This window comes from Aerosakkonema funiforme FACHB-1375 (assembly GCF_014696265.1).
In the GTDB taxonomy this organism is placed as follows: Bacteria; Cyanobacteriota; Cyanobacteriia; order Cyanobacteriales; family Aerosakkonemataceae; genus Aerosakkonema; species Aerosakkonema funiforme_A.
Map to the genome: position 1 here is coordinate 19,710 of NZ_JACJPW010000012.1, position 14,127 is coordinate 33,836.

Genomic DNA, 14,127 nt, shown 5'->3' on the forward strand with positions numbered 1-14,127 from the left:
GGGTTGGAGGCGGCTGTAGGTCAATTTGATGGGAAATTTTTTAAGGGGATGAACCCATTGAATATTTTCGATTTGAGATTTTGGATTTTAGATTGACTGCTACAAAACTGATCGCGATCTGTGGCCCTACGGCGACGGGTAAGTCGGGGCTGGCTTTGGAATTGGCTCAGCGGCTCGGTTCTGTTATCCTCAGTGCTGATTCCCGTCAAGTGTACCGCGAGTTCGACATCGGCACAGCTAAGCCTTCTATAGCTGAGCAAGATCTGGTGCCGCATTATTTGATTGATATCTGCGATCCTACGGAAAATTTTACGGTTGCCGATTATCAACAAAAAGCTCAAGCTTTAATTGCTTCTCCCCCACTCCCCCACTCCCCCGCTCCCCCGCTCTTACTCGTTGGCGGCACGGGTTTATACATACGTTCGATCGCGCAGGGGATGAAAATTCCCAGGGTAGCACCGCAGAAAGAATTGCGATCGCAATTGGAATCTCTCAGACAAACTTACGGACAAACTCAACTTTACGCATTCCTCCAACAAGTCGATCGCACTGCTGCCCAAAAAATTCACCCCAACGACCCAGTGCGAACGTTACGAGCCTTAGAAGTATTTTACGTCACCGGCAAACCGATCTCCGAGCAGCAGGGAGAAAATCCACCCGATTATCCGATTTTGCAGATTGGCTTGGATTGCGATTCTTCTCACCTGAAGCGTCGCATCGAACAGCGCACCGAAATAATGATAGCAGATGGTTTGGTGAAGGAGGTAGAAACTCTCTGCCAAAAATATGGTGCCGATTTGCCTTTGCTCGATACGCTGGGATATGCAGAAATGAAACAATATTTAGCTGGTCAAATTAGCCTGACTGAAGCGCAAGATTTAACTGTTTTGCACACCCGACAATTTGCCAAGCGACAGCGCACTTGGTTTCGCAAATATCCTGAGATTGAATGGTTTGATGTAGAACACCCCGAACTGTTAGAAAAAGTGTGGCGAAGAGTGCAGGAGTTTATCGCAGAATGTCAGCAAAAAAGCTACTAAAATATATATGCAATCATCTCCATTTAGGCAGATTGGCTAATATCTAACAGGCCGTACAAATCTAGAATTAGCTCGCACTAAACAGATGCGATCGTCATCGTCAATGCTGACTTTCAGCCAAGGTAAGCCATTTTCATCCTCAAAGGTTCCCGATCCGGCTGGGCCGAGGTTAACGCTGATTCTGGTGTCTTTGCGAAAACGACGCACTACCGGCCACGCACTGATATTCATTCTGGGGAAAGTCGCACCGGGGTCCATCCATTCTCTCGGCATTCGCGAAGACCAACGGCAGTTGAGTCCGTTAGGATCGGGGTCTACTACTACCCACCGCTCGCTCATTACCAAGGGATAATTCCCGTTGCGATCGGCTCTTGGCAATGGCATTTCCTGCGCTTTTGCTCCTATTGCTACTAGGCAGAGGGCAGTTGCAGAAAGCAACAGCGATTTTATCTTGAAACTGGCTTTAGGGGAAAGTATAAAATTGTTTTCTTTCATCAAATTTTTCCTCGCTTTGAGAAGTTAATCAGCTTTCTTTTTATAATCTATTCTTTAAAAAGTTAAACGTCGATTGTACTTGACAAGCTGTATCAATATTTTGTAATTTTTAATGTAGTTGGGCTGCGGCAGTGATAGTTTAAGGATCGATCGCTTTTTACAACTTCCTGTATGCGAGTTAGAATGGTGTAATAGTCAGAATTTTCAAGCTGATTTGCGCGGCATTTCCAGTTCTTTAACGACGCTGGGTGCTGCTATTGCCGTAAGCTGTCCCATCGCCTACCCCATCCACAAGGTAAACTGTAAATATATTTAAGTAACTTCAGCCAAGAGAAAATCCCGTGAATACTCTATATCAACAAGCTTTAAACTTACACCACCAACAACAATTCGCCGCCGCCGAGTCAAAATATCGAGAATATTTAACCGCTCACAGCAATAACGCCGAAGCTTGGCTGAACTTAGGCATACTTTATTATCAAATCGAAAGTTATGCTGATGCACAAGCAGCTATTGCAAAATCTCTGGAGATTGATGCAGTAAATGCAATGGGATGTTATGTGATGGGTTGTTGTTTGGAAAGAATGAATAATATTAATGAAGCAATATCAGCTTATCAAGATGCGATCGCACTCGATCCCACCTTACTCGATGCTTATAACAACTTAGGCAATCTCCTCGCACAAATAAGCGAAATCAACGAAGCTGAAGCAGTTTACCGTCAGGCAATTTCTGCCAATCCCGAACACTTCGGTAGTTACATCAATTTGGGAAATCTTTTAATGAGACAGAACCAGATCGAGCAAGCGATCCAAGTATATCAAACAGCCCTAAAGTTCAATCCGGATAATCCAGATCTATTGAATAACCTGGAAGTTGCCTTAAATATCGAAAAAAGTCCCGCTTATATTCTAGAATCTGCTCATAGACTATACAAACAGGGAAGATATGAAACTGCCATAGACAAATATCAGCAATTTCTCCAAACTCGCACTAGAGACGCAAAAGCTTATTTTTACCTCAGCGAATGTTTGAAAAATCTCAATCGAGCAGAAGAAGTTATCCGCACATTGCAAGAAGGTATCCGCCTTTATCCTACAGCAGGTCAACTGCATTTTGCGCTCATAACCTTCTTACAAACAAGAGGAAAGACAAAAGAAGCGATCGCCAGCGCTGAATCTGCATCGCGCCTTTTGCCTAACGATTATGCTTTCCAGATTCTCGATAAATTAATGCTCCCTCTTGTCTACAATAGTGAAGATGAAATAAAATTTTATCGTCAGCGCTACGAACAAGGGCTGCAAGATTTAATTGAAAAAACATCTCTTGCAACAGTTGAAGATAAAAAAAATGGTCTGGCAGGTTTAGTTTGCGTCACCACTTTTTATTTAGGACATCAAGGGCTGAATGTTGTAGATTTGCAGCGTCAGTGGGGAAGTTTAATACATCAAATTATGGCGGCTAACTACCCGAATTGGGTTCAGGCATTGCCAATGCCCCCATTGAAAATTAATAATAAAATTCGCATTGGGTATATTTCAAATTATCTCCACTCTTATAGCGGCACATTATGGCTAGTTGGCTGGTTGCGTTACTGCAATAGACAGAATTTCGAGGTTTACTGTTACTACACAGGTAACGACCCAGATTATATCACAAAACAGTTCCAGAATTACAGCGATGTTTTTCATCATATACCGGAGGATCTAGAAGCAGTTTGTCAGCAAATACTAGCGGATAAACTGCACATTCTTGTATTTCCAGAAATTGGGATGGACTCGCAAACAGTCAAAATAGCTGGCTTACGTCTTGCGCCAGTGCAATGCACCGCTTGGGGACATCCGGTTACTTCTGGTATTCCAACTATTGATTACTTTTTATCCAGCGAGTTGATGGAACCAGAAAATGGCGAATCACATTATTCTGAAAGACTAATTCGTTTACCAAATATTGGTGTTGCTTACCCAAAACCAGAAGATATTCCCGCGCTAACAAAGACTCGATCGGATTTGGGATTGCCGGATGATGCAGTTCTATATTTATGCTGCCAAGCTCCTTTTAAATATTTGCCGCAACACGATTATATTTTCGCTGAAATTGCGCGAGAAGTACCTGAAGCTAAGTTTGTTTTTCTGCGGGGTGGATTACTCAAAAAAAGGCTCGATCGCGCCTTTGCAATAGTAGGTTTGAATAGCGAAGATTACTGCTTATTTCTCACCATTCCCACTCGATCTGATTATTTGACAATTAATTTACTTTGTGATGTGTTTCTCGATACTTTAAGTTGGTCGGGTGGAAATACAGCCTTAGAAGCGATCGCTTGCCATTTACCAATTGTTACTTGTGCAGGCGAATTTATGCGAGGTCGTCACGCCGATAGCTTTCTTAAAATGCTGGGAGTAACAGATACGATCGCTCAAAACGAAGCCGAATATATTTACATCGCTGCTAAATTAGGTTTAGATCCGGTTTGGCGAAGCAACATTAAAGAACGCATTAAGACTCGCCAGGATTATCTTTATGAAGACCGAAATTGTGTAAAAGGGCTAGAAGAATTTTACCAACAAATTGTACAGCATTCGTAGCAATTCTACCCTAATTTAACTATTTTATAATACTTGGCAAAAAGTATTTTAAAATACTTTTTGCTGTCTACCCATATCTGTTATCTTGTTTAAAAGTTGATAGGGAAAAAGATAGCCGTTCATTAATTGATCCGGCCTAGTAGTTTAATACAAGTTTACAAAGCCAACGCCATGCGAAAACTCATTAAAGGTCTGCGGGAATTCCAAACCACCTACTTCAACAGCCATCGGGAGATGTTCGAGAAGCTTTCTCACGAACAGCACCCCAGAGCATTGTTCATCACTTGTTCCGACTCCCGGATCGATCCGAATCTACTCACCCATACCGAACCAGGTGAGCTATTTATTATTCGCAATGCGGGCAACATCATTCCACCTTACGGTGCAGCCAATGGGGGTGAAGGAGCTGCAATAGAATATTCCGTCGTAGCTTTGGGTATTAAACAGATTATTGTCTGCGGTCATTCCAACTGTGGAGCGATGAAAGGACTCCTGCATATGAATGAACTGTCAGAAGAAATGCCATTGGTTTACGAATGGTTAAAGCACGCTGAAGCTACCCGTCGGCTGATTAAGGAAAACTATCAGGGGTATGAGGGAGAGGATCTTTTGAATGCCACGATTGAAGAGAATGTTCTAACTCAGATAGAAAATTTGCGAACCTACCCAGTTATTCATTCCAAACTCCACAAAGGCGAACTTAGGATCTATGGCTGGGTATATAAAATTGAAACTGGAGGGGTTAATGTTTACAGTATGGAGCGGTGCAACATTCAAGCCAAACATGATGATGGCGAATTTTTAGAGGAGGAAATTCCCGAAATGCTGCCTGATATGAATGTCAACGGGATAGCTTCATTGTTAGGATAAAATGCCTGTAGCGATCGCCAAAACAAATGGAAAGTATAAACCAGAGATAGCACAGTTAAACAGGCGGTATTATTAACAAATTCGCCTGTTTTATCGGCTGAAAAAATATCGTTTTTTGCCACAACGAGTTGGTGACAAAACTGTTATTTAACGTTGTCTTCAACATTACCCTAAATGTCTTTTGGATTATGGTTGAAGTTGCGATCGATCGCCTGGGGGATATTTTTTCCCAAATTTTTAATGTTTTTCAGGCCCGTATCGCCAATTCCTCTTTGGCTGTTACCCAAATCTTCGGCCTTGTTCTGAATTCTATTCACAGTAGCGTTGTCTAGGCTGCTGTCTTTGTCTGCTTGTATGATATTTGCGTTACCCCGTTCATCGTAGGGACGGTTTCCCACTCTGTTCATGTTTTCTGGTTGGCTGGAATTATCCATGAAGGGAATCGCTTGAGCCCACAGAGTAGGCAAACTAATCAGGGAAATCAGACCGGCCAGCAGCACCATGAAAAGTGTGCGGCGCAGTAAATTGAAGATTTTATGAAGTTCGCGCATGGGAATCTTTCCATCTGTAGCTAGCAACGCTATAAATGTTAGGAAAACATCAATTAACCTAGCTTCTTCCTCTAGGCGTGTTTCAAAAAACAAGTCAGACTTCTCTCGATATACAAAAATCATCTCACAGACAGTAGTTTTTTTTTATGTGTCTTCTGTGGCAAAATCCATGTAACAATCAGTACCAGCAATGCTACAAGACACGAACCGGATGCTTGGAAAGACACTGCGTGGGCGCTACCAAATCATTCGCTTGCTGGGAAGCGGAGGTTTTGGTGCTACCTTTGTGGCGGAAGATAGAGACCTCCCAGGCAAACCCCAATGCGTAGTCAAGCAACTTAAGTCTAAAGATGTAGATCCCTCCCTTTTGCAAACGGCGAGACGTTTGTTCGAGACGGAAGCACAAGTTCTGTATCGCTTGGGAAAGCACGATCGCATCCCCCAGCTACTCGCCCACTTTGAGGAAAACCAAGAATTTTATTTAGTTCAAGAATTCATTGAAGGCGAAGATCTCAGCCAAGAGATCACTTCAGGGAAACAAATGAACGAAGCTGAGGTTATAGCTTTTTTACAAGACGTTTTAGAAACATTGGTGTTTGTTCACCACCAAAATGTCATCCACCGCGATATTAAACCTTCAAATATAATCAGACGGCGGCAGGATGGCAAATTTGTTTTAATTGACTTTGGAGCGGTCAAAGAAATCACCAGTTTGGTAATTACCACTCAGGGACAGACAGGCGGAACCATTCTCATCGGTTCCAGCGGCTATATGCCCAACGAACAGTTGGGAGGAAAGCCGCGCTTTAATAGCGATATTTATGCTTTGGGAATGACAGCAATTCAAGCCTTAACCGGAATCTCGCCAGACGAATTGCAGTCAGAAGCAGAAACCGGCGAAGTTATCTGGCGCGAACAAGCACGGGTAAGCAAGCAATTGGCAGCGATTTTAGACAAGATGGTGCGATCGCATTTTCGAGAACGCTACCAATCAGCTAACGAAGTACTAGAAGATCTCCGAAAATTACAAAGTACTCTTGTTGGTTATACTCACTACCTTATGTTACCTGCATTCAGTCAAAAATCGATCGTTAAATACTATGAAATATATTTAGTTATAATCACAGCGGTAACAACTATTTTTCTGACAAGATTATTTCAAGAAGCCGCGACAATAAATAATCATAACTCTCCCAGAGTTATGGCGACGCTTTCCGCTCAAAAACCGGAAGTTGTCGAGCTTTTAAATCAAGGCAAAACGCTAATAGAATTGCGTCGCTACGATGAAGCTATCGGTAGTTTAGACAAAGCAATTCAAATCGAGCCAACTTATCCGGAAATATGGCTGGAGCGCGGGAAAGCGCTCTTAGAATTGCAAAAATTTGAAGAAGCGCTACGTTCTTTTGACGAAGCGGTAAAATTGAAGTCGGATTATGCGCCAGCTTGGTATTGTCGAGGCATAGTGCTAGAGAAATTGAATCGTAATACAGAAGCTCTCGCATCTTTAGATAAAACTGTGGAAATTGAACAAAATTATCCCGAAGCTTGGTATATACGAGGCGAAATATTATATAAGTTACAACGCTATCAAGAAGCCGTAAAATCTTTTGATAAAGCTGTAAAATTTCAGCAAAATTATGTAGAAGCTTGGTATAATATAGGCATTGTTCTCAATAAATTGCAGCGCCACAAAGAAGCGCTATCAGCTTTGGAAAAAGCCGTCCAAATTCAGCCAGCTTATCCGGAAGCGTGGGTAGAACGCGGCTCGACTTTGGGGAAATTGCAAAAATATAACGATGCGATCGCTTCTTTTGACAAAGCTTTGGCTCTCAATCCTAATTCTGCGGAAGCTTGGTATGAGAGAGGTTACGTACTGGAAAAATTGATGCTCTACGAAGAAGCGCTCGCCTGCTTGGAAAAAGCCATTCAAATTAAACAAGATTACGCACAAGCTTGGTATAATCGAGGCATTGTTTTAGAAAAATTAAACAAATATGATTTAGCGATCGCTTCCTACGATAGAGCTGGACAACTACAGCCAGATTACTCGGAAGCTTGGTATCAAAAAGGCATTGTCTTAGAGAAATTACAAAAGTACGACGAAGCGCTCGCCGCTTACGATAAAGCTATTCAAATATGGCCTGCCAATCAACCAGCAATAGAAAATAGAAAGCAATTGCTCACTAAACTGGGACGGTAAACTAAGTTTAGCCTTACCCGTATTAGTGTACTATCGTAAATATACATTGCCACCTTTAGGAAAGCAACTATGATAATCCAAGAAAAAGAACAGCGAAACTGGCAACCTATAGTCAAACAATTTGAAGCTGTATTAGGAAAAAATGGCGTTGTGCAGCGTCGGGAAGAATTGCTCACCTACGAATGCGACGGACTGACCAGCTACCGAAAACGACCGGCAGTAGTAGTGCTACCGCGCACAACAGAACAAGTAGCCGAAGTAGTGAAAATATGCGATCGTCATCAAATCCCTTGGGTAGCCAGAGGTGCCGGAACAGGACTTTCTGGTGGTGCATTACCAGTCGAAAATTGCGTTTTAATTGTCACCGCCTTGATGAAACAAATCCTGCAAATAGATTTAGAAAATCAGCGAGTTGTAGTTCAACCTGGAGTAATTAATAACTGGGTAACGCAAGCCGTCAGCGGTGCAGGATTCTACTACGCACCCGACCCCTCCAGCCAAATCGTTTGTTCCATCGGCGGAAACGTTGCCGAAAATTCCGGCGGCGTTCATTGCCTCAAATATGGAGTCACCACAAACCACGTTTTAGGGTTAAAATTAGTCCTTCCCGATGGCTCAATTGTTGATGTTGGTAGCCCAGTGCAAGAAATTCCCGGTTACGACATCACAGGTTTATTTGTCGGTTCCGAAGGAACCCTTGGTATCGCCACAGAAATTACCCTCAGAATTCTCAAAACCGCCGAATCAATTTGCGTTCTCCTGGCAGATTTTAGTAACATGGAAGCTTGCGGCGCATCCGTTTCTGATATCATCAGCGCTGGCATTATTCCCGCTGGTATGGAAATAATGGATAACCTCAGCATCAACGCAGTTGAAGATGTCGTCGCCACCGGATGTTACCCCCGCGATGCTGCTGCTATTCTATTAGTAGAAGTAGACGGATTAGAAGTAGAAGTTGCTGCCAATAAAAAGCGCATCGCCGAAATTTGTACCAAAAACGGCGCTCGCAGTATCACTACAGCTAACGACCCGGAAACGCGGTTAAAATTATGGAAAGGTCGCAAAGCCGCATTCGCCGCAGCCGGACATATGAGTCCCGATTATTACGTGCAAGATGGCGTAATTCCCCGCACCCAGTTACCTTTTGTCCTGCAAGAGATTGAAAATTTAAGCCAGAAATACGGCTATCGGATTGCCAATGTATTTCACGCAGGAGATGGCAACTTGCACCCGCTGATTCTTTACGATAACTCTGTTCCGGGAGCATTGGAAAAAGTAGAAGAATTAGGCGGAGACATTCTCAAACTCTGCGTGAAAGTTGGCGGCAGTCTGTCTGGAGAACACGGCATCGGTGCAGATAAAAAATGCTATATGCCAGAAATGTTTACGGAAACAGATTTAGAAACAATGCAATGGGTGCGACAAGTTTTTAATCCCAACGGTTTGGCAAATCCTGGGAAAATGTTCCCCACACCTCGCACTTGTGGAGAAGCAGCTCGCGCTCAAACTGAGAAAAAGTTTGAAGCGATCGAACGTTTTTAATTGATTCACATCTTGCACCATTCTCAACAAGATTTGAGGAACCGGGTTTCTTAACGAAAAATCTTGGGTTTCAGGTTTAGTTATGGGCAAGAAACTGGGTTTCTTGCCCTAGTGTAAGATGTAAATATACCTACTTACTGATTCAAAATTTAGATCGACTTGCTACTTGAGAACTCTGGTGGCATTGAAAATTGCCAGCAGTGCTACTCCCACTAATCTTATGTCTGGAAATTGGATATCTGCATCTATTTGTCAGGCAACTGAGTGAGTAACTAGCAACTTGAGTTAATATGCTAAGCCACATCGCGATCGCAAATTCCAAATGGCAATCTTTGCTACTCCCGTTTGAGGTGGAGTCAACGGTTAGTCAAACAGTATTTCTAGACTTGGCTGCTGCTTATACCAGCACGGGAAGATTTTATCATAACTTCGCACATATTCTGCAAGTTATCGAAAAAATTGAAATGATGCGATCGCATTCCCAAAATTTCGCCGCCTTAGAATTTGCCGCCTGGTTTCACGATGTCATCTACGACCCCAAAGCAAAAGACAACGAAGAGAAAAGTGCTACCTATACAGCAGATGTTTTGACCAGTTTGGCAATTCCAGGAGACACGATCGATACGGCTGTCAACCTAATATTAGCAACGCAAAACCATCATCCCATAGCTAACAGTATTGATAGTCAAATATTTCTGGATTCAGACTTATCCATATTAGGTTCTTTTGAGACAGAATATCGAAATTACGCACAAGCAATCAGACAAGAATATTCCTGGCTTTCAGACGCAGAATATCGATTGGGCAGAAAACAAGTTTTAGCGAAATTTTTGCAACGAGAAAGGATATATTTTACCCCACAAATGTTTGCCACCTTGGAAGTGAAGGCTAGACAGAATATTCAAGAAGAAATAAAATCTTTATCGGAAGCAAACGGTAACAAAATATTATAGTGATTCCACAAACAAAAGCGATCGCCCAAACACTCCAATCCATCCTCAGCCCAGCCGCAGTCTGCGAGTGGGGCAACATCGAAATCGATCGACAAAAACACTTAAGCAAAGCAGTATCAGAAGACACTACTCCCAGCTGCATAGTTTATCCCAACACCCAGGAAGAACTAGCCCAAATCATCGCCTGCGCCCACCAGCAACGTTGGCGCGTCTTACCTTGCGGCAACGGCAGTAAACTGAGTTGGGGCGGCCTAGCTAAAGGGATAGATGTAATAATAAGCACCGAACGGCTCAACCGCGCGATCGAACACGCAGTAGGCGATTTAACCATCACAGTGGAAGCAGGCGCAAAATTCGCCGATATTCAGCCAATTTTGGCAAAAGCAGCACAATTTATCGCCCTCGACCCAGCTTATCCCCAAACAGCTACTATTGGCGGCATTGTCGCTACCGCTGATGCCGGTTCCTTGCGGCAACGATACGGCGGCGTTCGAGATATGCTGCTGGGAATTTCCTTTGTCCGTTACGATGGTCAAATTGCCAAAGCCGGTGGGCGCGTGGTAAAAAATGTAGCTGGATACGACTTGATGAAATTGTTTACAGGGTCGTTTGGAACTCTCGGCATTATTTCACAAGTTACGTTTCGACTTTATCCTTTGCCAGAAGCATCGCAAACCGTTGTGCTTACTGGCACAGCTGATGCGATCGCACAAGCTACCAAAACCCTTCTCGCCTCCGCCTTGACACCCACCGCCGTTGACTTGCTATCGACTCAGTTGGTAGCTAACCTGGGACTTGGTAAAGGGATGGGATTAGTTTCTCGCTTCCAAAGCGTCACAGAAAGCGTCCGAGAACAATCAAACCGACTGCTGGAAGTCGGGGAAAAGCTGAGTTTGCAATGCAGCAGCTACGCGGGAAATGATGAGGCTAATCTATGGCAACAATTACAACAATCAATGCAGGCGTCGGGCATAGAGTCTGCGATCGCTTGCAAAATAGGAGTATTACCCACTGCTGCTGTCGCCACTCTTTCCCAATTGGATAAGATTGCCTCTGGGCAGGGAATGGGTTTGATTCACGCTGGTAGCGGTTTGGGGGTATTGCGGTTTGAAAGTGAAAATGCAATTGATGGTGTGAAAAAAATGCGATCGCACTGTCAATCTCACAGCGGTTTCCTCACCGTTTTAGAAGCACCGATCTCTTTCAAACAAAAACTGGATATCTGGGGTTACTCCGGCAACGCCCTAGATTTAATGCGACGAATTAAACAGCAATTTGACCCAGAAAATATCTTCAGCCCACATCGTTTTGTCGGCGGTATTTAAAACTCTCTTGTGGGGTGGGCATCCTGCCCGCCCGATCGGGGCTGCCCCACAAGAGAATAGTAAACAGACACAAATCCAAACTACCCATGCAAACTTCAGAAGTTCCCTTATCAATTCCAGCAGATTCAGCTTCAAAAAATTTGAATGGTTTTGATAGCAAACAACCCCCCGATCCAAAACTAATCGATACCTGCGTTCATTGCGGATTTTGTCTTTCCACTTGTCCCAGCTATCGCGTAATTGGTAAAGAGATGGATTCGCCTAGAGGGCGGATTTATATGATGGATGCCATCAACGAAGGTGAAGCAGCCCTTGCGGAAGGCACTGTACAACATTTTGATAGTTGTTTGGGCTGTCTCGCCTGCGTCACCACTTGTCCGTCAGGCGTACAATACGACAAATTGATTGCCGCCACTCGTCCCCAAATCGAACGCAATTATCCCCGCAGTTTGCCAGACCAACTGTATAGAAAACTCATCTTTAACCTGTTTCCCTATCCGAATCGGTTGCGGTTTTTACTAGCGCCTTTGCTAATCTATCAGAAATTGGGATTTCCCAAATTCTTTCGCGCTACAGGATTGCTGAAACAGATCTCGCCGCGACTGGGGGCAATGGAATCTCTGCTGCCAGATGTAACGTTGAAATCTTTTGCGGATACTCTACCAGAAGTGATTCCAGCACAAGGAAAAAAACGCTATCGAGTTGGTGTGATTTTGGGTTGCGTGCAGCGACTATTCTTCACGAAAGTGAATGAAGCAACCGTGCGCGTTTTAACAGCAAATGGTTGCGAAGTGGTGATTCCCAAATCTCAAGGTTGTTGTGCTGCTTTACCGGAACACCAAGGGCAAAAAGAACAAGCCCAAGCACTCGCACGCCAAATGATTGATAGTTTTGAAGGTACTGGTGTTGATTATATTATTATCAATGCGGCTGGTTGCGGTCATACTTTAAAAGAGTACGGTCACATCTTAGAAGATGACCCGAATTATCGAGAAAAAGCAAAAGCATTTGCTGCCAAGGTAAAAGATGCCCAAGAGTTTTTAGCGGAAGTTGGTTTGACGGCGAAATTATCACCTTTGACTGATGGTGAATTAACTTTGGTTTATCAAGATGCCTGTCATTTATTGCACGGACAAAAGATTAGCGTGCAACCTCGTCAGCTATTACGACAAATTCCCGGCGTGAAGTTACGAGAACCAATCGATGCGGCTTTGTGTTGCGGTAGTGCTGGTGTTTACAATATGCTGCAACCGGAAGTAGCAGAAGAATTGGGGCAGCAAAAAGTTACTAATTTGCTGAATACTGGGGCGCAGTTAATTGCTTCGGCGAATCCGGGTTGTAGTTTGCAAATTATTAAGCATTTGCAATTGCAAGAAAAGGATGTTCCGGTGGTGCATCCGATGCAATTATTGGATTATTCGATTCGAGGTGTGAAAATAGAATTGTAGGTGTAGGGTGCGTTAACGCAGTGTAACGTACCACCTTGAAAAGGGAGGTAAAAAAGTTTCTTAAAGCCAAAAATTAACTAAAGCTTTACTTTTTAGGCGATCGTTTTATCGATCGCTTATCCTAGAAATCAAATAGTGCCAGGATCGGGTGCGTATGGATACGCGATCGCTTGTTAAATTAACCATTGGTGGTGCAATTGTATTAGGTGGCTTGGCGTTTCCCCCATTCCTCGCCGGGGATGGGATTGTTTGGGGGACAATGTTGGCGACAGCTTTAGCCAGTGTAGCTGCTGGAAATACTGCTAATGCGATCGATGCTTTAACTCAGGGGAAAGATTCCGATCGCGTATCCTTAGAGAATGAAGATTTAACGAAAGCAGTGGGAAAGGCGATCGCAGCTGTCATCACTCTAGCCGCCAAACAACTCCCACGCGACACCCGCAGTAAGTTAGAGAAAATCGCCGCCCAAGCCAAAGATAACTGGGTGAAAATTGCCCAACAGGAACTCACCCAGCAACGTTACCCCCAATTAAGAGAAGCTAAACTCGACCAATTCCTCACCCCAGAAGAATACAGCCTCACCCAAAACGGCAACCTCACCCCGCAAGAATGGCAGGATATTTTCATCCGCTTAAACATGGCAGCCTGTAAAGGGGGTGGCTTTCAACTCCCGCCAGAAGTTTATCCCCAAGTAGCCGAATTACTGCATACCACCTTCCCGAAAGCTTTAAGAGAAACCCTCAAAGAAGACTTTGCAAAAGATGGGAAAGCTTTTGCGGGATTAACTTTGCAGTTACTCACGGGGATGAAAGCGGAACTGGCGCAACTGCGAAACACTAATCTGGCGGTGAATACTGCCGAATTGTCACAAATTCTCCAACAATTCCAGCAGCTAGAAACCCAGTTACGGGGAACAGTCGCCCAGCAGCAGGCATTTTTTCAGCAACTTTCCCAACAAATAGATTCTGGTTTTGCCGAAGTCTGTCAACAATTGGGAGTGATGGAAACCAATATCACCGCATTGTTACAGAATTTAGAGAAAAGGCTAGATGCTTTAGATGAAAAAATGTGTGAAGCAGAAATCCACTGGTATGAAGCGCACGGCATCGGTAAAAAAG

The 14,127-nt window shown here is 43.8% G+C and carries 10 protein-coding genes and 1 pseudogene; 9 read left to right on the forward strand and 2 right to left on the reverse strand.

Annotated elements, in window-relative coordinates:
- Positions 1 to 92 precede the first annotated feature (92 nt).
- On the forward strand, positions 93 to 1,040 hold the full coding sequence (miaA, locus tag H6G03_RS06560; protein ID WP_190463284.1) for a tRNA (adenosine(37)-N6)-dimethylallyltransferase MiaA: 948 nt from the start codon (positions 93 to 95) through the stop codon (positions 1,038 to 1,040).
- Between the two features lie 36 nt (positions 1,041 to 1,076).
- Here miaA and H6G03_RS06565 read toward each other — a convergent pair whose 3' ends face one another.
- Positions 1,077 to 1,535, reverse strand: a complete 459-nt coding sequence (locus tag H6G03_RS06565) for a hypothetical protein (RefSeq protein WP_190463286.1) — start codon at positions 1,533 to 1,535, stop codon at positions 1,077 to 1,079.
- A 341-nt stretch (positions 1,536 to 1,876) separates the two neighbouring features.
- Here H6G03_RS06565 and H6G03_RS39235 point away from each other — a divergent pair, with 341 nt between their 5' ends.
- The gene (locus H6G03_RS39235) at positions 1,877 to 4,120 is read left to right on the forward strand and encodes an O-linked N-acetylglucosamine transferase family protein (RefSeq protein WP_190463288.1); all 2,244 of its coding nucleotides are present in this window, start codon (positions 1,877 to 1,879) and stop codon (positions 4,118 to 4,120) included.
- Positions 4,121 to 4,291: 171 nt separating this feature from the next.
- Positions 4,292 to 4,990: a carbonic anhydrase gene (locus H6G03_RS06575; RefSeq protein ID WP_190463290.1), complete on the forward strand. Its 699-nt coding sequence runs from the start codon at positions 4,292 to 4,294 to the stop codon at positions 4,988 to 4,990.
- Positions 4,991 to 5,160: 170 nt separating this feature from the next.
- On the opposite strand, the gene H6G03_RS06580 is transcribed toward H6G03_RS06575, so the two are convergent.
- Positions 5,161 to 5,664: a hypothetical protein gene (locus tag H6G03_RS06580; protein WP_190463292.1), complete on the reverse strand. Its 504-nt coding sequence runs from the start codon at positions 5,662 to 5,664 to the stop codon at positions 5,161 to 5,163.
- 67 nt (positions 5,665 to 5,731) lie between these two features.
- On the opposite strand from H6G03_RS06580, the gene H6G03_RS06585 reads away from it, so the two are divergent.
- The 6 genes and pseudogenes from H6G03_RS06585 to H6G03_RS06610 form a co-directional block, all read left to right on the forward strand.
- Complete coding sequence (locus H6G03_RS06585; RefSeq protein ID WP_190463294.1) at positions 5,732 to 7,741, forward strand: serine/threonine-protein kinase; 2,010 nt, start codon at positions 5,732 to 5,734, stop codon at positions 7,739 to 7,741.
- Positions 7,742 to 7,810: 69 nt separating this feature from the next.
- Entirely contained in the window at positions 7,811 to 9,283 is a 1,473-nt protein-coding gene (gene glcD / locus H6G03_RS06590; protein WP_190463296.1) for a glycolate oxidase subunit GlcD, read from the forward strand.
- A gap of 290 nt (positions 9,284 to 9,573) precedes the next feature.
- A complete protein-coding gene (locus H6G03_RS06595; protein WP_242060327.1) occupies positions 9,574 to 10,236 on the forward strand; it encodes an HD domain-containing protein in 663 nt (220 codons plus the stop codon).
- The gene (locus H6G03_RS06600; protein ID WP_322111863.1) at positions 10,236 to 11,561 is read left to right on the forward strand and encodes an FAD-binding oxidoreductase; all 1,326 of its coding nucleotides are present in this window, start codon (positions 10,236 to 10,238) and stop codon (positions 11,559 to 11,561) included. Before H6G03_RS06595 ends, H6G03_RS06600 begins: the two co-directional genes overlap by 1 nt.
- 86 nt (positions 11,562 to 11,647) lie before the next feature.
- Positions 11,648 to 13,009, forward strand: coding sequence for a (Fe-S)-binding protein (locus tag H6G03_RS06605; protein WP_190463299.1), 1,362 nt, complete (start codon positions 11,648 to 11,650; stop codon positions 13,007 to 13,009).
- Between the two features lie 154 nt (positions 13,010 to 13,163).
- Positions 13,164 to 14,084, forward strand: a pseudogene (locus H6G03_RS06610) (NACHT domain-containing protein); the annotation flags it as partial.
- Positions 14,085 to 14,127 lie beyond the last annotated feature (43 nt).